We start from the raw sequence: 19215 nt of genomic DNA, 5'->3' as shown, positions 1-19215 counted from the left end.
CCCTATTAAAGTACAAAGTTTTAAAAACTTTGTACTATTTTTTATCCTATTTGCATAAAAATTTATAAAACTTTGTTTACTTAAAAGTTTCTAAATAGTTGATTATTAATACAACATAAACATCATTTTAGATAAAATATCAAAATTTTTATGTAGTAATTATTGGAGAATTAAATGGATGCTGCCAAATATATTTGGATGAATGGTAAGTTTGTTGCATGGGATGATGCGAAAGTTCATGTTTTATCACACACTCTGCATTATGGAAATGGCGTAATAGAGGGAACAAAAACATATAAAACCGACAAAGGATATGCGATTTTTCGTCTAAAAGATCATACAGCAAGATTAAAAGAGTCTGCAAAGATGGTTTTGATAGATATTCCTTACTCTGTTGAGGAGTTAAATAAGGCTCAAATAGAGTTAATTCGAAAAAATGAATTTACCGGCGATAATGTTTATATTCGTCCATTTGCATTTTTAGGATACGGTGTCATGGGAGTTTACCACAAAAATGCTCCGGTTGAGACTGTTTTAGCTGCATGGGAATGGGGTGCTTATCTTGGTGAAGAGGGAATGCAAAAAGGTATAAAACTTAAAATTGTTTCTATGACAAGACCTGCAAACACTTCAAATATGGGTAAAGCAAAAGCAGTTGCAAACTACTTAAACTCTCAGATGGCAAAGTATGAAGCGATAGACTGCGGCTATGAAGAAGCACTTTTGCTTGATGATCAAGGTTATGTGGCAGAAGCAAGCGGTGCGAGCTTTTTTATGGTAAAAAATGGTGTGTTAATAACGCCTCCAAATGATAACTCTTTAGAATCGATTACACAAAAAACGGTTATTGAAATAGCTGTTGATATGGGTATAAAAGTTGAGCGTCGCCGTCTTTCAAGAGAGGATGTTTATACAGCTGATGAAGCATTTTTAACGGGAACTGCTGCGGAAATAACTCCCGTACGCATAGTTGATGCAAGAGAGATAGGATGTGGCGCTCGCGGTGATATGACTGAAAAATTGCAGAGTGCATATTTTGATATAGTATTTGGACGCAATAAAAAGTATGAACATTACCTAACATACATATAAATAGCATAACCCTGTAGTTCTCGAAAAACAAAGTTTTTCGTAGCTTTAGGGGGTTGTAGGGACATTTGTCCCTGCCACTCAAACGGACGCGTTCGTTTAAGTGTGTAACATCAGATAAAAGGAATAAAAAATGAAGGACAATATAACAATGGCATCAGATATGAATGATTATTTTAACAAAAAAAAGAGCGAAGGCGGAGGATTTGATAAAAAATCTTCTGGCACAAGCGGCGGTGGTGGCGGTCCACAAATGCCAAAATTAGATTTTAACTTTGGTGGTGGAAAAGCTGGTATAGCTTATTTTTTGATTGCTGTTGTGGTAATGTTAGTATTAGCAAAACCTTTTACAATTATTGAAGAGGGTCAAAGAGGAATTTTAAGCACTAACGGTAAATATTCAGATCAAGCGCTTCTTCCGGGACTTCACTTTATTATTCCGGTTATTCAAAAAGTTTATAAAGTTGATACAAAAGTTCGTATTGTTAATTATGCTTCAAGCATTGAATCAGGCGCGAGTGACGCTCTTGGTGTAAATGTAAGACCTGCTATTACAGTTCTTGACAAACGCGGATTACCGGTTTCTATTGAGCTTACTGTTCAGTACAGACTTGACTCACAATTCGCAGCTCAAACAATTTCAAACTGGGGTTTTGCATGGGAGGATAAAATTATTCACCCTGTTGCAAGAGATATTGTAAGAAATGTTGTCGGTAAGTATGATGCGGAGATGCTTCCTCAAATGAGAAATTCTATCGCTACAGAGATTGATACGCAGATCAGAGAAAAAATAGAGAAGCTGGAGAACACACCGGCTGATCTTCAGTCTATACAGCTTCGTGCAATTATTTTGCCTCCAAAAGTAAAAGAGCAGATAGAGAATGTCCAAATTGCAAAACAGCAGGTTCAAAAAGCTGAGCAAGAAGTTCAAAGAGCTGAGCAAGAGGCACTTAGAAGGGCTGCAGAGTCAAGAGGTATTGCTGAAAAAGCAAGGATTGAAGCGCAAGGTCTAGCTGATGCGGTTACAATCGAAGCTGAAGCAAAAGCAAAAGCAAATTATCTCATCTCTAAATCATTGACTCCGGATCTTTTAAAACTTGAGCAGATTCAAATACAAGGTAAGTTTAATGAAGCACTTAGAGAAAACAAAGATGCAAAAATATTCTTAACACCTGGCGGGTCAACTCCAAATATCTGGGTTGATATGAAAGATCCACAAAAAAAAGCATCATTGACTAACTAATATGCAAGAAATTATAAATAGAGTAGACTGGCAAAAGATTGATCTTTTGCCGGTTATTGTTCAGGATATAAACAGCAACGAAGTTCTTATGATGGCGTATATGAATAAAGAGGCTCTCGAACTCTCTCTTTCAACAAGAATTGCGCATTACTTTTCGCGTTCGAAACAGAGAATTTGGAAAAAGGGTGAAAGCAGCGGCCATATTCAAGAGATACACTCTTTTAATATTGACTGTGATAATGACACGCTTTTAATAAAAGTAACGCAGCATGGTGTAGCATGTCATACGGGACGGCGTTCATGTTTTTTTACAGAGTTGGAATCAGGAAAGATTGAGAGTGAAGTTGAAGTGAGCAGTGAGTCACTCTATGGCGTTATCGATACTCTATATCATACTATTCAAGAGAGAAAAAATGCAGATCCTGAATCTTCATGGACTGCAAAACTTCTCAGTAAAGGCGACAATACAATTTTGAAAAAAGTTGTAGAAGAGGCTGGAGAGTTTTGTTTTGCCTATAAAGATAACGATGAGAAAGAGATGATATATGAGGCAGCGGATCTGACTTATCACATGTTAGTAGCGCTTGCTGCAAAAAATATATCCCCTGATAGAATTAAGCAGGAGTTAGCCCGCAGATTTAATATGAGCGGAATAGAAGAAAAAAATTCAAGAAATTAATACTTGAGATTAAAAGGTTTTAGCGCCATATTTATTTTTTTAATTTGTAGATTTTTGTCTCTGCACCAATCTGGTGCAAGCAGGGAATTGTCATCAATTCCCGCAGTAACTCTTTGAACTGATACATTGGCCGGCTTCATTCTTATAGCTTTAACAAGCACATCTAAATAATCATCTTCATTAATTGGTGTAAACTTTCCTTTGATAAAATCATTTGCAAGAGCGGTTTTTTTCACTACATACAACGGGTGATATTTAACAGAGTCAATTCCCCATTCATAAGCTTGTTTGGCAGTTTCTAGCATCATCTCTTTGCTTTCATCAGGCAAGCCGAAAATCAAATGACCGCAAACATTTAAACCCTTTTCTTTAGACTTTAAAATCCACTCTTTTACATTTTGGCTATTATGCCCTCTGTTGATTTTTTCCAAAGTTTTATCATAAACAGATTGTATTCCAAATTCAACCCATATCTCTTTTTCTTTATTAAGATGTGCCAAATAGTCAAGAGTCTCTTCTGTAATACTGTCTGAACGGGTACCCACACTAAGACCGACTACATCATTAAATGAGAGTGCTTTGTCATAAAGTGCTTTTAGTGTTTCAAATGGAGCGTAAGTATTTGTAAAAGATTGAAAATAGACTAAAAACTTTTGTGCACCATACTCTTGGCGCTGTCTTTTGCTTATGGCATTAAATTGTGCCTCTAACTGTTCAAGCTGTTTATTTAGATTTGGATTTGTTTTTGAATTGAGATTTAGATAAAAACCTTTTAGCTCTTTGGTTTCACCGGTACTTGCGCTAAATGAGTCGTTTTCACAAAATGTACACCCGCCTTTGGCTACAGTTCCATCTATATTTGGGCATGTAAACCCAGATATATTTATACCAACTTTGTGAACTTTACAACCGAACTTATTTTTTAAATAGTTGCCAAAGGTATAAACTTGTTTCATTAAACTATATATTTTCCGGTAAAACAAGCAGTACAGTAGTTATCCTCTTCTGTATTTACGCTTCTTAGAAGTGATGCTTCATCTAAATAAGCAAGTGAATCGGCTTCAATAAATTTACATATTTCATCTTGAGTCATTTTTGAAGCAATTAGTTTATCTTTATCTGGGGTATCAACTCCATAAAAGCATGGATCTGTTGTTGGAGGAGAAGAGACTCTCATATGGACTTCGCTTGCACCTGCCTCTTTAAGCATTCTTACTATTCTTTTGGAGGTTGTTCCGCGGACTATAGAATCATCAACAACAATAACTCTTTTGCCTTTAATGATATCAATCATTGGTGAGAGTTTCATTTTAACTTTTAAATCTCTCATCTCTTGTGTCGGCTCTATAAAAGTTCTTCCGATATAATGATTTCTCATTATTCCCATCTCATAAGGGATACCACTCTCTTGGGCATAGCCGATAGCTGCCGGTACACCTCCGTCGGGAACGGGTATAACCATATCTGCTTCAACAGGTTTTATGCGTGCTAACTCTTTTCCCATATTTTTTCTTGTTTGGTAGACTGACTGACCAAAAACTTTTGAGTCGGGTCTTGCAAAATAGACATATTCAAAGATACAGTGTTTTGGGGTAGGTTCAAAAACTTTTATGCTTTTTGGCTCTCTGCCTTCATTGAAGATAAGAAGTTCGCCTGGTTCCACATCTCTTATAAATTCCGCACCGACAAGATCAAAAGCGCATGTTTCGCTAGCAACAATATAGCCTCCGCTTGGAAGTTTCCCAAGGCTTAATGGACGAAAACCATGACGGTCACGCATAGCAAACATCTTTGTTCTGCTTAAAAATACAAGTGAAAAAGCGCCTTCTATTCTTTGGACTGCATCTATAATTCTGTCAAGTAGTTTTCTTTTTTCACTTTTAGCGATAAGATGAATAAGATTTTCAGTGTCCATAAAAGTTTGAAAAATGGCACCTTTGTCGATAAGTTTGTTGCGGATTTCTTCTGCATTTGTCAGGTTTCCATTATGAACGATTGCCATCTCACCCAAATCATATCTAGCAAAAACCGGTTGAGCATCCAAAATAGAATCATCTCCGGCAGTAGAGTAGCGGGTATGACCGATAGCGCTTGAACCTCTTAGAGTTTCAAGTTTTTTTTCATCAAATACACGCATGACCAAACCGCGTTTCTTGATTGTTTGGAGTTTTGTTCCGTTTGAAGAACTTATCCCGGCTGCTTCTTGACCGCGATGTTGAAGTGCATGAAGTGAAAAATAAGCCAGCTTAGAAGCCTCTTTATTACCGTAAATTCCTACAACTGCACATTTTTCATTCATATCTTCTAGCACATTTCTCTCCTCGAGCATACATAATAATTATGGAATTATACTCAAACCAAAGTAAAATATAGTTAAGGCGACTTCTAATTTTAAAAGTGTTTTTAATTTATATTTCTAAACAATCGCTTATTGAGTAAAGCCCGACTTCTTTGTCAACCAGCCACGATGCAGCTCTTATGGCGCCTTTGCTAAATGTATTTCTGGAAGTTGCTGTATGGTTTAACTCTATAAACTCTCCATCATTATAAAAACCGACCGTATGGCGACCTACAATATCTCCGCCTCTAAGTGCCATAACTGCAATTTCATCTTTGCTTCTCTCACCAATATTGCCGTCTCTGCCGCTTACTCGTACTTTATCCAAGTCTACACCTCGGCCAAGTGCCGCTGATTCGCCTAGCGTAAGTGCCGTTCCGCTTGGAGCATCTTTTTTATGTTTATGATGCATCTCTACTATTTCTATATCAAAATCTTCAAGTGCTGCGGCTGCCTGATATACGAGTTTGTTTAAGAGAGCTACTCCTAAAGACATATTTGTGGCATAAAGAATAGGCATGTTTTCACTTGCTTGTTTTAATAGATTAAGCTGATGAGCACTTAATCCTGTTGTTCCGATAACAAGCGGTTTCGGAGTTTTAAGAGATGCTTCAAGTAGAGTTTCACAAGCTTCAGGAAGAGAAAAATCTATAACAATATCACAACTGTTTAAAAACAGTTCTATGTCTGTGCTTACTATCACAGATGAATCTACTGAATAGTTAAGCGTATTTCTAACAAATACTGAACTTAAACTTACCCCTTCGCTCTCTTTTAAATCATCAATAATTAATTTTCCAACTCTGCCGTTTGCACCGAAAACACCAACTTTAATCATATAACTATCCTTTAAGAATTTAATTTTTCATCAACATATGAGATTGCTTGAAGAGCGGCAACTGCGCCATCCCCCGCAGCACTTATAACCTGCTTTGGAGCTTCAATCCTCATATCACCAGCTGCAAAAAGGCCTTTTACAGATGTTCTCATGCTTATATCAACGACTACTTCTCCCTGCTTGTTGGTATCGCATAAGAAGCTTCCGTCTTCTTGAATAAGAGTTTGATTATTTACATCATATCCTACAAAAATAAAAACACCCGGTACTTTTATATCACGAATTTCACCCTCTTTATTTTTGACACGAATTCCGGTAACTCCCATATTGTCTCCGTAAACTTCTTCAGGAGTTGTGTTTAGTACAAGTTCAATATTTTGAGTTTTTTTAACTCTTTCAATAGTATTAGGAGCAGAACGGAAAGCATCCCGTCTATGGATAAGATATACTTTAGAGCATATTTTAGCAAGGTAGAGGGCTTCTTCAAGTGCGGTGTCACCTCCGCCGATGACTGCCACCTCTTTGCCTTTATAGAAAAATCCGTCACATGTAGCGCATGTACTTACGCCTTTTCCAAATAACTCATCCTCACCGGCAAATCCTGCGCGTCTTGGAGAAGAACCTGTACAAACAATAACGCTGTGAGCTTCTGTAGTAGAGCCGTCTTCTTTATGGATTTTAAATATATCGCCATCTTTGCTTACGCGTTTTACTTCAACCATCTCATGTTTTAAACCAAATTTTTGACACTGTTCAGGCCATGGCATCATTAAATCCATGCCGCTTATCTCGCCTGTAACACCTGGATAGTTCTCTATCTCTGAACTTTGGGTTATTTGACCGCCAGGCATACCTTTTTCAAACATGGTCACATTTTCTAATCCCCCGCGTGTTGCATATAATCCAGCTGTTAATCCAGCCGGGCCACCACCGATAATAGCACAATCTAAAACCATGAAAATATCCTTTTTCTTTAAATTTTTATCAATAACTTTTTGGTCAGTTATTTAGTTGCAATATCATACTATCTTGTTTATAAAGAGAGACTTTGATTTTTTATATAAAAAAAATAGATAAAATTTTACAGATGCTTAGAATATTTTATAAGTTTAAAAATTTATATATTGAAAGAGTATAGAAGCACAGCTTTGTGGGCTGTTGCTTCTAGAAGAGATTTATGTAGATATTATGCTAATAAAGCGTCAATTTTTTCTGCTAATGCAGCTTTTGATTGTGCTCCAACAACTTGATCTACCATTTTGCCATCTTTAAAGAACATTATTGTCGGGATAGAACGGATACCGAACTTAACAGCAATGTCTTGCTCCTCATCAGTATTTACTTTACATATTTTAGCTTTACCGTCATAATCCTCAGCCAACTCTTCTATTACTGGAGCGATCATACGACATGGTCCGCACCAAGGTGCCCAGAAATCTACTAAAGAGACACCTTCATTTAAAGTTGCTTCAAAATCTGAACTTGTTAATTCTATATATTTACCCATTGTTATTTCCTTCTTCAATTTTAAGTTGGACTATTATACAAGTCTAACTCTTTAAAATTGCTTTATATTATATGTACTAAAATTTTATAAACTCTTTTTTTCTCTTTCGATAGATAACGCACTCGTTATATCCTGCATTTTTTGCCATATCAATTACTTTATCACTAAACAATCCGACTTGTTCGGGTTTATGTGCATCAGAAGCAAAAGTTATGGCAATATCTAATTTTTTAGCCTCTTTTAAAAGAGATAAAGAGGGATATGCTTCACCTACAGGTTTTCTGAATCCCGCAACATTTATCTCTATTGACATATCAGCTTCTTTGATAGCAAGAAGTGCATTTTTTGCTATTTGATTTATATCTTTTTTCGGCATGTATTTAAATATTTTTATAAGATCTAAGTGACCGACTATATCAAAGAGTCTGCTTTTTGCCATCTCCTCTATAGCATTAAAATATTTTTCCCATATCTCATCTATATCTTGATTTTCATAATTGCCGATAAATTCAGGATTGTCAAATCCCCACTCTTCTATAAAGTGAACGGAACCAATAAGATAGTCAACATCGGCATTTAAAACTCTTTTATCCAGATAACTTTTTAGGTAATCAACTTCATATCCCAAAAAGATCTCTATTTTTTCTTTATATTTTTCTTTCGCTTTTAAAACAGACTCTTCATACTCTTTCATCTGCTCAAAACCAATACGATATTTTTGGTCAAAGTTCATCGGTGCATGCTCGGAAAAACCAAAATATTTAATACCGCATTTGATAGCTTTTTCTATATACTCGTCTATCTCTCCTTCTGCATGGTTGCAGAGTTTTGTATGGTTGTGCAGGTCGACTATCATTGGATTAATTCCCATATTTATGTATTTTTATGTTATTATAATGTTAAAAAATTAAATTTAGCAAATAATTATATAGATAATTTTTAAACTCAATTTGGAGACAGATGCAAAAAGTAGAACTTTTATCACCGGCGGGGACACTGGAAAAATTAAAAATAGCGATTGACTTTGGTGCTGATGCTGTATATGGCGGAGTCAGTCACTTCTCTCTTCGTATTCGTTCTGGAAAAGAGTTTAGTATGGATGAGTTTGCAGAGGGTATCGAGTATGCTCACTCCCGCGGCAAAAAAGTATACGCAACGCTAAACGGTTTTCCTTTTAATTCTCAATTAAATCTTCTAAAAAAACATATTTTAGCAATGGCAGATCTTGGACCTGACGCTTTTATCGTTGCGACTCCGGGTGTGCTTAAGCTTTGTCATGAATTGGTGCCTCATATGCCGCTTCATCTCTCAACCCAGGCAAATGTTATGAATGTGCTTGATGCAAAAATTTATTATGATATGGGAGCAACTCGCATTATTACAGCGAGAGAGATCTCTCTTAGAGATTTGGTGGAGATCAAAAAAGAGCTTCCGGATTTGGAATTGGAGGTTTTTGTTCATGGTTCGATGTGTTTTGCATACAGCGGAAGATGTCTTATCTCAACTTTGCAAAGCGGGCGTGTTCCAAATCGAGGAAGCTGTGCAAATGATTGCAGATTTCCATATGAGATATATGCGGCAAATCCAGAAACAGGGACACTTTTTAAGCTTCAAGAGGATGAGGGTGTTGGAACCTATATCATGAACTCAAAAGATCTTAATCTTGCTTCGCATGTTAAAGAGATTTTGGACAGCGGAGCTGTTGATTCTTTGAAGATTGAAGGGCGTACAAAAACAGCTTATTACGCGGCAGTTACTGCAAAAGCCTACAGAATGGCGATTGATGATTACTATAGAGGCGAAAATGATGTTCAAAAGTATCAGTATGAACTTAATTCTCTCCAAAATCGCGGATATACGGATGCTTATCTAATCTCAAGACCGTTTGAGAAACATGATACGCAGAGTCTGGATTTTACTATGCAGTTAGGTACGCATCAGGTAACAGGACAAGTAAATGAAGAGGGAACACACTTTTTGTGTAAATATAAAACTTTGCCCGGCGATGAGCTTGAGATAGTAGCTCCACTGCACTCATCTATAGAGATTGTAAATAATGAAATAGGCATGACTTATGAGAGAGAGGGAAGAGTTTATATGAAGTTAAAAAAACTTGTAGCCGAAAATAATAAAATTTGGGAAGAAGTTCATAGTGGAAATACAAATCCTATTACACTTCCAACAAAACTTCCGCCATATACTTTTTTGAGAATTCCTTCTCATCCGGATATGGGAACTTATCCGAAAAACTAAAATTTATGTATAAAATTTTTGAATTTTAATTATTTAAAAATAGTAACTGAGATATAATTTTATTATCAAAAATAAAGGGAATGCTAAAATGAAATTTGTTTCAATTGTGATAGGAAGTAAGAGTGATTATGAGGTAATGAAGTCTTGTTCAGATACATTAGAGGCTTTTGGCGTTAGTTACGAGATGATTATCTCTTCAGCACATCGTTCACCTGAAAGAACGAAAGAGTATATTGAAAAAGCGGAGAAAAAAGGCGCTCAAGTTTTTATCGCTGCTGCTGGAATGGCTGCTCATTTAGCGGGTGTTTTATCTTCAAAAACTGTAAAACCTATCATCGGTGTTCCTATGAGCGGATCTGCGCTTAGCGGAATTGATGCGCTTCTCTCTACTGTTCAGATGCCTGCTGGAATGCCTGTTGCTACTGTAGCAATAGGAAAAGCAGGAGCGATAAATTCAGCTTATCTGGCTATGCAGATTTTAGCTCTTGATAACGAAGAGCTTGCAATCAAACTTAAAGAAGACCGCATCGCAAAAGCTAAAAAAGTTGAAATGGATTCAATGGAGATAGAGACTATTCTTTCTTAGGGTGCAGTTAGTACTTTTTAAAAAAAAACTGTGAATAAATAGGAACTGTTTTATAATATGAAAATTGAAGAAGCTTGTATTGAGTGTATTATAAATCAAAGTGTTAGAGTTGCAGATGCAATACATGCTTCTGCATCTCTCTCAAATGAATTAACTTCTACAGTAAAAGAGATGAGCAAATCCTTTTCTCCTTATGAAACTCCTCCAGAAGTAGCATCTGTCGTTTATGAGAAAATGGCAAAAATTGCACATAAAACAGATTTGTATGATGAGGTCAAAGAGTTATCAACAAAAAAAGCGCTCTCTTTTGTGCCGTTTTTAAAAGAGAAGCTTCAAAATTCCAAAGATAAATTTTTAATAGCTACAAAGATGGCAGTAGCCGGAAATGTTATAGATTTGGCAGCAGCTGTAAGATTTGATCTGGAAGAGGAGTTAGATAAAGTATTTGATACTCACTTTGCTGATAATGATATCGATCTGCTTCAAGAGAAGCTGCAAAATGCTAAAAAAGTTCTTATTATAGGAGATAATGTTGGTGAACATATATTTGATTATCTCTTTATCGAAACATTGAAAGAGCTTTATCCGGATATAAAATACTCTTATATGGTAAGGGGAAATCCTATTATAAATGATGTTACTCTCAAAGAAGCAAAAGAAGCCGGATTTGAAAAAATCTGTGAAGTGGTAGACAGCGGTGTAAATACGCCTGGTTTCGTTTACAATAGAGCAAATGCTTATTCACAAAAACTTTTTGACAATGCTGATTTAGTTATAAGTAAAGGCATGGGAAATTATGAGTGTATGTACCCGTCCCATAGAAAAGATATCTGTTTTTTACTGAAAGTAAAGTGTGGTGTTGTCGCCTCCTCTTTAAATAAAGAAGTAGGCGATATTATCTGTAAAGTTATATAAAAATTTTTACTGACTTAATCCAAAAACATTTGAAAGAGTATTGATATAGTTAAAATAGCCTGTAATAGCGACTGCTTCTAATATTTGTACATCGCTGTAGCCTAAATCTTTTAACGCGTCAATCTCCTCTTTTAATATTTTATAGCTGTCTTTTTGAGAGGCTCTGATACAAAATCTTAGAAGAGATTTTCCTTTCTCATCTGTATCTACGGAATCAACACCATGTAATATTTTCTCGATTTTTTCTTCAGAAAGTCCCAGCATCTTTGCTATGTTTTTATGTACATCAACGCACATTTTACATCCATTTTCTATTGAAATCAAAAGCGCTATTGCTTCTTTGATATCATATGGAAGTGTTGTTTCATTGAGTAGATAGTTTTGAACCATCATATCGGTAGCAAAATATACCTTTTCATCCACAGCCATTAGCTTAAATATTTCACCAAGTTCCCCTGTTTTTTCTAAAATTGGACGCGCTCTTTCTTGAATATTTGGAGCCATCTCTTCAAATTCCGGCAATTTAATATGCGCCATTTTCCCCTCTTTTTATCTAATGTGTTTAAAATGTTAAGTACTACTTAACATTTAGAATTATAGAGTACAATTCTTAGATAAAAATAAACAGGCAAAAAAATGGAATATAAAATATCAGAAGTTGTAAAGCGCACCCAAATTCCAAAATCAACAATTTTATACTATATAAGGGAAGGTTTGCTGCCAGAAGCAAAAAAGCTAAAATCAAATGTTCACAGATATAGCAATGAACATATTGAGCTTCTAGAATATATAAAGTATATGAAACAGGAGATGGGAAGCTCAAATGAACAGATAAAAACAATACTGCAAAATAAAAATCAGTCACTTTCAAGTTCTTTTTCGAGGATAGCACCTCTGATGCAGACTCTTGGCAATATTTCAAAAGATACAAAGCATTATACAAAAAAAGCATTTATAAAAGAGTATAAAATTGATACTCTATTTTTAGATGAGTTGCTAAATGAGGATATTTTGATGCCTCTTGGCGATGATGATTTTACGCAAAAAGAAGCTTTTGTTGTAAATCTTGTAAAAAAATTTCAAGAGATAGGAGTTGATTATACTATTTTAAAAAAGTATGTGCACCATGCAAAAATTTTAGCAGAGCTTGAATATAAGATGCAAAAAGAGCTTTGCGCTATGCGGGATGATCAAAATTTTTCCACACTATGGAAAATTATGTTTGAAACTCTATTTAATGCTAAGGAGTATATTTTTAATCGTGCGACGCATAAAGTTATGCATAGTGCGCTTAAGGAGGAGATTTTAAAAAAGTAAAGTATTGCTTTGCTATAATTGCGCAACTATTTGACTTGAGAAGTCTTGGCAAACTTATAAAATTAAGGTAAAAAATATGATAACTTTTAGTGAGATGTTACTAAAACTACAAGAATTCTGGATGAAGCAGGGGTGCAATATTGTTCAGCCTTACGACATTCCTGCGGGTGCGGGAACATTTCATCCGGCTACATTTTTGCGTTCACTGGACTCTACTCCATGGTCAGTTGCTTATGTGGCACCCTCTCGCCGTCCGACAGATGGAAGATACGGTGAAAATCCAAACCGTTTAGGGAGCTACTACCAGTTTCAAGCGCTTATAAAACCATCTCCCGACAATATTCAAGAGCTTTACCTAAAGTCGTTAGAGTATCTCGGACTTGATGTAAAAAATCATGATATCCGCTTCGTTGAAGATAACTGGGAATCTCCTACACTCGGTGCTTGGGGACTTGGCTGGGAAGTTTGGCTTAACGGCATGGAAGTGACACAATTTACATATTTTCAACAGGTAGGCGGCATAGAGTGCAGCCCCGTAGCGGTTGAGATAACCTACGGAACAGAGAGACTTGCCATGTATCTGCAAGGCGTGGATACTGTTTTTGACATAGTTTGGGGCGAAAATGAGCACGGAAAAACACTCTATCGCGATGTTCACAAAGAGGCAGAGATAGAGTTTAGCAAGTACAACTTTGAAGTAGCAGATACGGCGATGTTATTTGCAGAGTTTAACGCAAAAAGTGAGGAGTGTTTAAAAGCACTAGAAGCAGGACTTCCTCTTCCCGCATACGACCTATGTATGATGGCAGCAAACACTTTTAATATCCTTGATGCCAGAAAAGCAATCAGCCAAACAGAGCGCCAAAACTACATCCTAAAAATCCGTGAACTATCCAAAGGATGCGCAGAGCTATATAAAGCGCAGGAAGAGGATAGAAGCAAGAGGGTTAAGGCGTAAAGATTATGTTTAAAATGGTAAATTAATGAGTTTAAATCTTTACTCAGCAAAAGCGGATATTTACCATAGTAACTCACAAAAAATACGAGTCTTAACGGAAAATTGGGTCAATGAATTTATCTATTGTCCCAATTGTGGCAGCAGTATATGTGAATATGAAAATAATAAGCCTGTTGCTGATTTTTATTGTCCTAAATGCAGCGAAGATTATGAACTCAAAAGCAAAAAAGACAAAATGGGTAAAAAAATTGTCGATGGTGCTTATGCTACGATGATTGAACGCCTGCAAAGTGAATCAAATCCTAACTTCTTCTTTTTGAATTATGATAAAAACACTCTTGATATCTCTAATTTTATAGTTATTCCCAAGCATTTTTTTATTCCAGAAATAATTGAAAAGCGAAACCCGCTCTCTTCAACAGCTAGAAGAGCGGGATGGGTAGGATGCAATATTCTTCTCGACACTATTCCAAATAGCGGTAAAATATTTTATGTCAAAGATTCCAAGATACAAAGTAAAGATAAAATTTTAGAAGAGTGGCGTAAAACAAGTTTTTTAAAAGAGTCTCATAATATTAAATCCAAAGGTTGGATACTTGATATTTTAAAATGTATTGAAAAACTTGATAGAAAAGATTTTACGCTCCATGATATCTATCAATTTGAAACTTATCTTAAACTCAAACATCCAGACAACAATAATATTAAAGCAAAAATCAGGCAGCAGCTTCAGGTTTTAAGAGATAAAAATTACTTAAAATTTGAGGGTTTAGGAAAATATATATTAAAATAAATACATCGCTTTGTTTTCTATTCTTTTTTTGCTAAGATCCAAAAAAGGAGTTAGTAAATGCCCATTTCAAGAGAATTAGCGCTGAAAATTTTAAAATACTTATTGGATAATTCATCTTTTTACTTTCCATTTAAAATTGTTTGTATAAATTTTGATGAAGATGATGAGTTATATGATGTAGAGGTTTCCCAAGAGATGCTTGATGAAGTTCTGAATAATGACGAATTTAAGGACTTTAAGCTGGTAGAAAATTTACAACATTTGGATTTACAAACATTGCAATTGATGTCAAAAGGTTTTATTGAAAAAATAGTTTATGCAGACGCTCTAAAACAAATTGAGATAGCAGCGAAAGAGTACAGAAATCTTTGGAAAATAGATATTTGTGAATCTGTTGAAATAGAAGAGTACGGTTTTAATGAATTTGTCGGCGGTAAGGCAGAAGGTTTTGAAGAGTCACTGAAAATATTAAATGAACACTTGTTCGTATTTAAAAAAAGCTGATATTTGTTTTGTACCAAATAAGGTCGTTCAAATATTCTCCTTTTGGCACGGCAGAAAAATAGTGTGTATTTTCTTGCATAAAGCGAATATATAAACAAGAGAGTTAAGGTGTAAAACCTTAACCCGCTACCGACATGGCAAAATCCGCTTCTACCCCTTGTGGGTCGGCTATAAGTCTCTCTTGTATCATCTTTGCAAAGCCATCTGGAAATATCTCAAACTCTCTCTTTGCAACACACTTTAAGACCTCTTTTGCTACATCCATCGGGTCTGCTTTTGGCATGTCGGCGCCTTCTGTCAACCTTGTATCAATTGGTCCGGGGAAAACCTCATATACTTCGCTGCCATAAGCTTTTAGCTCTGCTCGCAAAGCCTGAGTAAAGGAGTGAAGAGCACTTTTTGAGATGGAGTATTCTGCCATAATCGGGAGATTGCAAAGAGCTGCAATGGAGGAGATATTGATAATCTGCATTTTATGCTCTTTTGCGTACTCAAAGTAGCTTTTGCAGAGATTTGCCGTACCTTTGTAATTTACTTCCAGATCATGATAGTTAGCGCCAAAAACTCTTGCGTTGGAGTTGACGCCTGCATTGTTGATAAGTACATCGATATCATTTGCTCTCTCTTTTGCAGCCTGCACTGAAGCAGCATCAGTGATATCAAGCTCTAAAAGTTCAATATTGTTTCTGTTTTTTAAATGCTCAAGAGTCTTTATATCTCTTGCTGCCGCATAGATCTTTTTTGGGCTTTGTTCCAAAAGAGCCTCTATAAAAGCATTTCCCAGTCCGCCGTTTGCACCTGTAACTAAAATTGTTTTATTTTGCATAGTATTTCCCTTTAAATAAATGAATTGTGATGGTAACATAAAAAGATGTCTGGATATTTAAGATCATTATAGATAATCTGATAAAATCATATTAAGCATACAAAACAGAGATGTATCTTTAACTTTTTAGCTATATAAAGGCATAATATATTCGTAAAAATATCCACAGTTCATATACAAAAATAGATAGGTTTAAATATTGAGCGAAACTCTAATAGGTCAGATTGACAAAATACTCTTTGAAGAAGATGGTTTTTTTATAGCTATTTTAAAAACAAGTGAGAAGATCAGCGGTTCTTATTATGAGAGCGATATAAAGCATATAAAAGGCTCTGCCGTAACATTAAGAGGTGTTTGGCATGAGCATAAAAAGTATGGTAAAACCTTTAAGTTTGAATATATAAAAGTAAATCAAAATGAGCTTTTTTTCTTTTTAAATAAAATTGTAAAAGGTTTTACAAAAAAGCTCTCTGCTGAATTGATTGAGCATTTTGGTCCGGAAAAACTGGTTGATATTTTAGATAACGATATAGAAAAATTATTAGAATTTAATGGTATAAAAGAGAAGCGGCTTAAAAAAATTCAAACATCATGGAAAAAGTTTCGTTCTATGCGAAAAATAGGGGAGTTTTTAGCTCCATATGATGTCTCCTCTACGCTTTTGACCACTATTGCAACATCTATGAGAGATGTTGATGAACCATGTGCAAAAATAAAAAACAATCCATATATTCTTACTTCTATAAATCAAATCGGCTTTAAAAGAGCAGATGAACTGGCTCTAAAGATGGGTGTGAAAAAAGATGATGAAAACCGTATAAGCTCGGCTATGGATTATGTGCTTTTAAATTATTGTGAGCAGCAGGGCAACTCATGTGTTTCAAAAGAGATACTTTTTGGCGAGCTTAATGAACTTCTTACTTTTAGCGACAAAAACTATCTTTATGAAGCCACTCTTATTGAAAGAGTGAGCGAGGGAAGTATTGTTTTGATGAAAAATGATAGAGTATCTCCAGCGCGTCTTTATGACGCGGAGAAGTTTTTATATGATGAGTTTAAAAGAAGAACAAATCAGGACAGCGGCGGATTTGTAAAAGATTTGGATATGTTTTTAAAAGAGCATGAGCTTGAGCTCGGTGAACAGCAAAGAGAGGCTGTGCAAAAGATAAACGAGGGTGCTTCATTGCTTTTTTTGGTCGGATATGCGGGAACGGGAAAGAGTACGACTTCTAAAACAATCCTTGATCTGTTAAATACAAAATATGATTCAAAAGAGATAATAACATGTGCTCTTAGCGGTATAGCATCGCAGCGCATTGCTGATACAACCGGTTATGAAAGTGCAACTATTCAGTCGTTGTTGATGAAGTTTGAAGAGAGAGATAATTTTCCATACTCAGTAGTATTGATAGATGAAGCTTCCATGATAAATTCTTTTCTTTTTGCAAGACTTATCTCAAAAATCAATAAAAATGCAATTATTATAATTGTAGGAGATGATGCGCAGCTACCTCCCATCGGTGCGGGAAATATTTTGAGTGATGTTTTAACTCTCGAGCTCGCACCTATTGTAAAGCTTACAAAAATATATAGACAGAGTGAAGAGCAGGCAATTACGCTTATAGCAAATGATATACGAAAAGGTATAGTGCCGGAGTATAAAAAGAGGTATGAAGATTTTGAATTTATAGATGTAAGCATCAGCAACTATTATGCGCTTAAAAATCAGCTCTCACAAAATGAACTCCAAGAGATAAGGGAAAATAACTCGGCACAAATTATTGCAGAAATTGTTCATAAAGTTATAGATTCTATTGAGAAAGCAAGATATAGACTTAACAACAAACAGATAAAAGAGTATTTAAACTATTTTCAAGTAATAACTCCCATGAAGGGCGGAACACTGGGTGTAAATAATCTTAACAAAATTTTGCAGGAGTACTTTAATCCAAATCCAAAAAAGTGTGTAAAGAAAGGCACTTTAGAACTTAGACTTATGGATAAAGTAGTCCATATTAAAAATGAAAATATGACATCATGGAGCAGTGAAGAGTTTAAAAACGGTGAAGATTCCGCTCAAAGGCGTATCTATAACGGCATGAGCGGACTTCTTTTTAGGATAGATGAGGAAGATGAACAAGCGTTCGTTTTTTATCCGAATGAAGATGTGGTGGTTGTATATGAGTATGAAGAGTTAAAATCATATCTAATGCTCTCTTATGCTTTAACTATTCACAAAGTTCAAGGCATGGAGTACGATATTGTTGTGATTCCAATGACATTTTCTCACTATATTATGCATAATACAAAACTACTCTACACCGCTATTACAAGGGCAAAGCATAAATGTATTTTAATAGGTGAAAGCATGGCTTTTGAGAGTGCATGTAAAAAGTTTGAAGTGACAAGAAGAGATACTGTCTTTTTAGAACTATAAGCACTTTTTTATAAACATAAACTTATAATCAAAACTATATCTGTTTTAAGGAGTTTTGAATGTCGATAGGTAATAAGCTGAAAATTGTTATATGCGGTAAAAGCGGTTTAGTCGGCTCAAAATTGGAAGAGTTGTTTAATGCAAACCATAATGAATTGATTGGCTTAAAAGTACGAGAAAATACAAGTGTGGAGAGTATAGCACAGCAGTTGGAGAGTAGTGATATTATTATCAACTTAAGCGGAACAACCATTCTTGCAAGATGGAGTGATAATTATAAAAAAAAGCTCTATAGCAGCCGAATTGATACTACGAAAAAACTTGTTGATGCCATGGAGATTTGCAAAGAGAAGCCGAAACTTTTTTTAAGCGCTTCTGCAGTTGGGATATATGCATCAAATGTCTCTCACGATGATAACTCTAAAAATTTTGCAGATGATTTTTTATCTTTGCTTTGCCAAGATTGGGAGGCTGAAGCTTTAAGAGCTGAAGATTTTGGTGTAAGAGTGGCGATTATGCGATTTGGAGTTATTTATGCCAAAGAGGGCGGAGCAATGCAAAAAATGCTGCCACCTTTTAAGATGGGAGTAGGGGGAAGATTAGGAAGCGGAGAGCAGATGGTTTCATGGATACATATCGATGATTTGCTAAGAGCTATTGAGTTTATTATGAAAACACCTGAGATAAGAGGTTCTTTGAATTTTACAACGCCTTATCCTCTCTCAAACAATGAGCAGACAAAAATTTTAGGCAAAGTTTTAAATCGCCCTTCATTCTTTTGTGTTCCTGCTTTTTTAGTTAAATTGATTTTTGGAGAGGGTGCGCATGTTGTTCTTGATTCAAAAGAGGCTTACCCTACAAAATTGCTTGAACATGGGTTTAAGTTTCATTATGAAAAATTTGAAGATGCGCTTAAGAGCATTGTATAATAA

20 protein-coding genes are annotated in these 19215 nt (G+C 35.4%); 12 read left to right on the top strand and 8 right to left on the bottom strand.

Translation table 11 applies throughout. The features are described 5' to 3' along the window. Positions 1-174 precede the first annotated feature (174 nt). The 3 genes from FJR47_RS08640 to hisIE all read left to right on the top strand — a co-directional run bounded on the left by FJR47_RS08640 (position 175) and on the right by hisIE (position 3011). On the top strand, positions 175-1092 hold the full coding sequence (locus tag FJR47_RS08640) for a branched-chain amino acid transaminase (protein ID WP_152300039.1): 918 nt from the start codon (positions 175-177) through the stop codon (positions 1090-1092). A gap of 148 nt (positions 1093-1240) precedes the next feature. Further along, a complete protein-coding gene (locus FJR47_RS08635) occupies positions 1241-2332 on the top strand; it encodes a prohibitin family protein (RefSeq protein ID WP_152300311.1) in 1092 nt (363 codons plus the stop codon). A 1-nt stretch (position 2333) separates the two neighbouring features. Then, positions 2334-3011 (top strand): bifunctional phosphoribosyl-AMP cyclohydrolase/phosphoribosyl-ATP diphosphatase HisIE, encoded by a 678-nt coding sequence (gene hisIE / locus FJR47_RS08630; protein WP_152300038.1) that lies wholly within the window; start codon positions 2334-2336, stop codon positions 3009-3011. Here hisIE and mnmL read toward each other — a convergent pair. From mnmL to FJR47_RS08600, 6 genes are all read right to left on the bottom strand, one after another. Next, on the bottom strand, positions 3008-3967 hold the full coding sequence (gene mnmL / locus FJR47_RS08625) for a tRNA modification radical SAM protein MnmL/YtqA (protein ID WP_152300037.1): 960 nt from the start codon (positions 3965-3967) through the stop codon (positions 3008-3010). The two genes, hisIE and mnmL, sit on opposite strands and share 4 nt — an antisense overlap. Next, positions 3967-5322 carry an amidophosphoribosyltransferase gene (gene purF, locus FJR47_RS08620; RefSeq protein ID WP_152300036.1) on the bottom strand — a complete coding sequence of 452 codons (1356 nt, stop codon included), beginning with the start codon at positions 5320-5322 and terminating at the stop codon, positions 3967-3969. The genes mnmL and purF overlap by 1 nt, the downstream gene beginning before the upstream one ends. A 97-nt stretch (positions 5323-5419) precedes the next feature. Beyond that, on the bottom strand, positions 5420-6187 hold the full coding sequence (gene dapB, locus FJR47_RS08615) for a 4-hydroxy-tetrahydrodipicolinate reductase (protein WP_152300035.1): 768 nt from the start codon (positions 6185-6187) through the stop codon (positions 5420-5422). Positions 6188-6198: 11 nt separating this feature from the next. Continuing rightward, positions 6199-7143: a thioredoxin-disulfide reductase gene (gene trxB / locus FJR47_RS08610; RefSeq protein ID WP_152300034.1), complete on the bottom strand. Its 945-nt coding sequence runs from the start codon at positions 7141-7143 to the stop codon at positions 6199-6201. A gap of 230 nt (positions 7144-7373) precedes the next feature. After that, on the bottom strand, positions 7374-7694 hold the full coding sequence (gene trxA, locus FJR47_RS08605; RefSeq protein WP_152300033.1) for a thioredoxin: 321 nt from the start codon (positions 7692-7694) through the stop codon (positions 7374-7376). 76 nt (positions 7695-7770) lie between these two features. Then, on the bottom strand, positions 7771-8550 hold the full coding sequence (locus tag FJR47_RS08600; RefSeq protein WP_152300032.1) for a histidinol-phosphatase: 780 nt from the start codon (positions 8548-8550) through the stop codon (positions 7771-7773). Positions 8551-8654: 104 nt separating this feature from the next. On the opposite strand from FJR47_RS08600, the gene FJR47_RS08595 reads away from it, so the two are divergent. The 3 genes from FJR47_RS08595 to FJR47_RS08585 all read left to right on the top strand — a co-directional run bounded on the left by FJR47_RS08595 (position 8655) and on the right by FJR47_RS08585 (position 11448). Then, the gene (locus FJR47_RS08595) at positions 8655-9947 is read left to right on the top strand and encodes a peptidase U32 family protein (protein ID WP_152300031.1); all 1293 of its coding nucleotides are present in this window, start codon (positions 8655-8657) and stop codon (positions 9945-9947) included. Between the two features lie 88 nt (positions 9948-10035). Further along, positions 10036-10533 (top strand): 5-(carboxyamino)imidazole ribonucleotide mutase, encoded by a 498-nt coding sequence (gene purE, locus FJR47_RS08590; protein WP_152300030.1) that lies wholly within the window; start codon positions 10036-10038, stop codon positions 10531-10533. Positions 10534-10590: 57 nt separating this feature from the next. Then, positions 10591-11448: a damage-control phosphatase ARMT1 family protein gene (locus FJR47_RS08585; protein WP_152300029.1), complete on the top strand. Its 858-nt coding sequence runs from the start codon at positions 10591-10593 to the stop codon at positions 11446-11448. A gap of 6 nt (positions 11449-11454) precedes the next feature. Here FJR47_RS08585 and FJR47_RS08580 read toward each other — a convergent pair whose 3' ends face one another. Further along, the gene (locus FJR47_RS08580; RefSeq protein ID WP_152300028.1) at positions 11455-11985 is read right to left on the bottom strand and encodes a carboxymuconolactone decarboxylase family protein; all 531 of its coding nucleotides are present in this window, start codon (positions 11983-11985) and stop codon (positions 11455-11457) included. 99 nt (positions 11986-12084) lie between these two features. Here FJR47_RS08580 and FJR47_RS08575 point away from each other — a divergent pair, with 99 nt between their 5' ends. The 4 genes from FJR47_RS08575 (at position 12085) to FJR47_RS08560 (ending at position 15020) form a co-directional block, all read left to right on the top strand. Beyond that, the gene (locus FJR47_RS08575; protein ID WP_152300027.1) at positions 12085-12765 is read left to right on the top strand and encodes a MerR family transcriptional regulator; all 681 of its coding nucleotides are present in this window, start codon (positions 12085-12087) and stop codon (positions 12763-12765) included. 76 nt (positions 12766-12841) lie between these two features. Next, positions 12842-13723 carry a glycine--tRNA ligase subunit alpha gene (gene glyQ, locus FJR47_RS08570; protein ID WP_152300026.1) on the top strand — a complete coding sequence of 294 codons (882 nt, stop codon included), beginning with the start codon at positions 12842-12844 and terminating at the stop codon, positions 13721-13723. A gap of 25 nt (positions 13724-13748) precedes the next feature. Further along, positions 13749-14516, top strand: coding sequence for a DpnI domain-containing protein (locus FJR47_RS08565; RefSeq protein WP_152300025.1), 768 nt, complete (start codon positions 13749-13751; stop codon positions 14514-14516). Between the two features lie 57 nt (positions 14517-14573). After that, complete coding sequence (locus tag FJR47_RS08560; RefSeq protein ID WP_152300024.1) at positions 14574-15020, top strand: hypothetical protein; 447 nt, start codon at positions 14574-14576, stop codon at positions 15018-15020. 118 nt (positions 15021-15138) lie between these two features. On the opposite strand, the gene FJR47_RS08555 is transcribed toward FJR47_RS08560, so the two are convergent. Beyond that, positions 15139-15846: an SDR family NAD(P)-dependent oxidoreductase gene (locus tag FJR47_RS08555; RefSeq protein WP_188093718.1), complete on the bottom strand. Its 708-nt coding sequence runs from the start codon at positions 15844-15846 to the stop codon at positions 15139-15141. Between the two features lie 199 nt (positions 15847-16045). Between FJR47_RS08555 and FJR47_RS08550 the strand changes: the two genes are divergently transcribed. Both FJR47_RS08550 and FJR47_RS08545 read left to right on the top strand, forming a co-directional pair. Beyond that, entirely contained in the window at positions 16046-18283 is a 2238-nt protein-coding gene (locus FJR47_RS08550) for an AAA family ATPase (RefSeq protein WP_152300022.1), read from the top strand. 59 nt (positions 18284-18342) lie between these two features. Beyond that, positions 18343-19212 carry a TIGR01777 family oxidoreductase gene (locus FJR47_RS08545; protein WP_152300021.1) on the top strand — a complete coding sequence of 290 codons (870 nt, stop codon included), beginning with the start codon at positions 18343-18345 and terminating at the stop codon, positions 19210-19212. Positions 19213-19215: the final 3 nt, after the last annotated feature.

Origin of the sequence: Sulfurimonas xiamenensis, from assembly GCF_009258045.1 — a bacterium.
GTDB lineage: Bacteria > Campylobacterota > Campylobacteria > Campylobacterales > Sulfurimonadaceae > Sulfurimonas > Sulfurimonas xiamenensis.
The sequence above is the reverse complement of the archived record's forward strand: the minus strand, read 5'-3'. Positions and strand labels throughout refer to the sequence as shown.

Excerpts from the sequence above, each read along its gene's own strand:
- FJR47_RS08640 (WP_152300039.1), top strand. The coding sequence starts at position 175 with ATGGATGCTGCCAAATATATTTGGATGAATGGTAAGTTTGTTGCATGG.
- FJR47_RS08635 (WP_152300311.1), top strand. The coding sequence starts at position 1,241 with ATGGCATCAGATATGAATGATTATTTTAACAAAAAAAAGAGCGAAGGC.
- hisIE (WP_152300038.1), top strand. The coding sequence starts at position 2,334 with ATGCAAGAAATTATAAATAGAGTAGACTGGCAAAAGATTGATCTTTTG.
- mnmL (WP_152300037.1), bottom strand. The coding sequence starts at position 3,967 with ATGAAACAAGTTTATACCTTTGGCAACTATTTAAAAAATAAGTTCGGT.
- dapB (WP_152300035.1), bottom strand. The coding sequence starts at position 6,187 with ATGATTAAAGTTGGTGTTTTCGGTGCAAACGGCAGAGTTGGAAAATTA.
- trxB (WP_152300034.1), bottom strand. The coding sequence starts at position 7,143 with ATGGTTTTAGATTGTGCTATTATCGGTGGTGGCCCGGCTGGATTAACA.
- trxA (WP_152300033.1), bottom strand. The coding sequence starts at position 7,694 with ATGGGTAAATATATAGAATTAACAAGTTCAGATTTTGAAGCAACTTTA.
- FJR47_RS08600 (WP_152300032.1), bottom strand. The coding sequence starts at position 8,550 with ATGATAGTCGACCTGCACAACCATACAAAACTCTGCAACCATGCAGAA.
- FJR47_RS08595 (WP_152300031.1), top strand. The coding sequence starts at position 8,655 with ATGCAAAAAGTAGAACTTTTATCACCGGCGGGGACACTGGAAAAATTA.
- purE (WP_152300030.1), top strand. The coding sequence starts at position 10,036 with ATGAAATTTGTTTCAATTGTGATAGGAAGTAAGAGTGATTATGAGGTA.
- FJR47_RS08585 (WP_152300029.1), top strand. The coding sequence starts at position 10,591 with ATGAAAATTGAAGAAGCTTGTATTGAGTGTATTATAAATCAAAGTGTT.
- FJR47_RS08580 (WP_152300028.1), bottom strand. The coding sequence starts at position 11,985 with ATGGCGCATATTAAATTGCCGGAATTTGAAGAGATGGCTCCAAATATT.
- FJR47_RS08575 (WP_152300027.1), top strand. The coding sequence starts at position 12,085 with ATGGAATATAAAATATCAGAAGTTGTAAAGCGCACCCAAATTCCAAAA.
- glyQ (WP_152300026.1), top strand. The coding sequence starts at position 12,842 with ATGATAACTTTTAGTGAGATGTTACTAAAACTACAAGAATTCTGGATG.
- FJR47_RS08565 (WP_152300025.1), top strand. The coding sequence starts at position 13,749 with ATGAGTTTAAATCTTTACTCAGCAAAAGCGGATATTTACCATAGTAAC.
- FJR47_RS08560 (WP_152300024.1), top strand. The coding sequence starts at position 14,574 with ATGCCCATTTCAAGAGAATTAGCGCTGAAAATTTTAAAATACTTATTG.
- FJR47_RS08555 (WP_188093718.1), bottom strand. The coding sequence starts at position 15,846 with ATGCAAAATAAAACAATTTTAGTTACAGGTGCAAACGGCGGACTGGGA.
- FJR47_RS08545 (WP_152300021.1), top strand. The coding sequence starts at position 18,343 with ATGTCGATAGGTAATAAGCTGAAAATTGTTATATGCGGTAAAAGCGGT.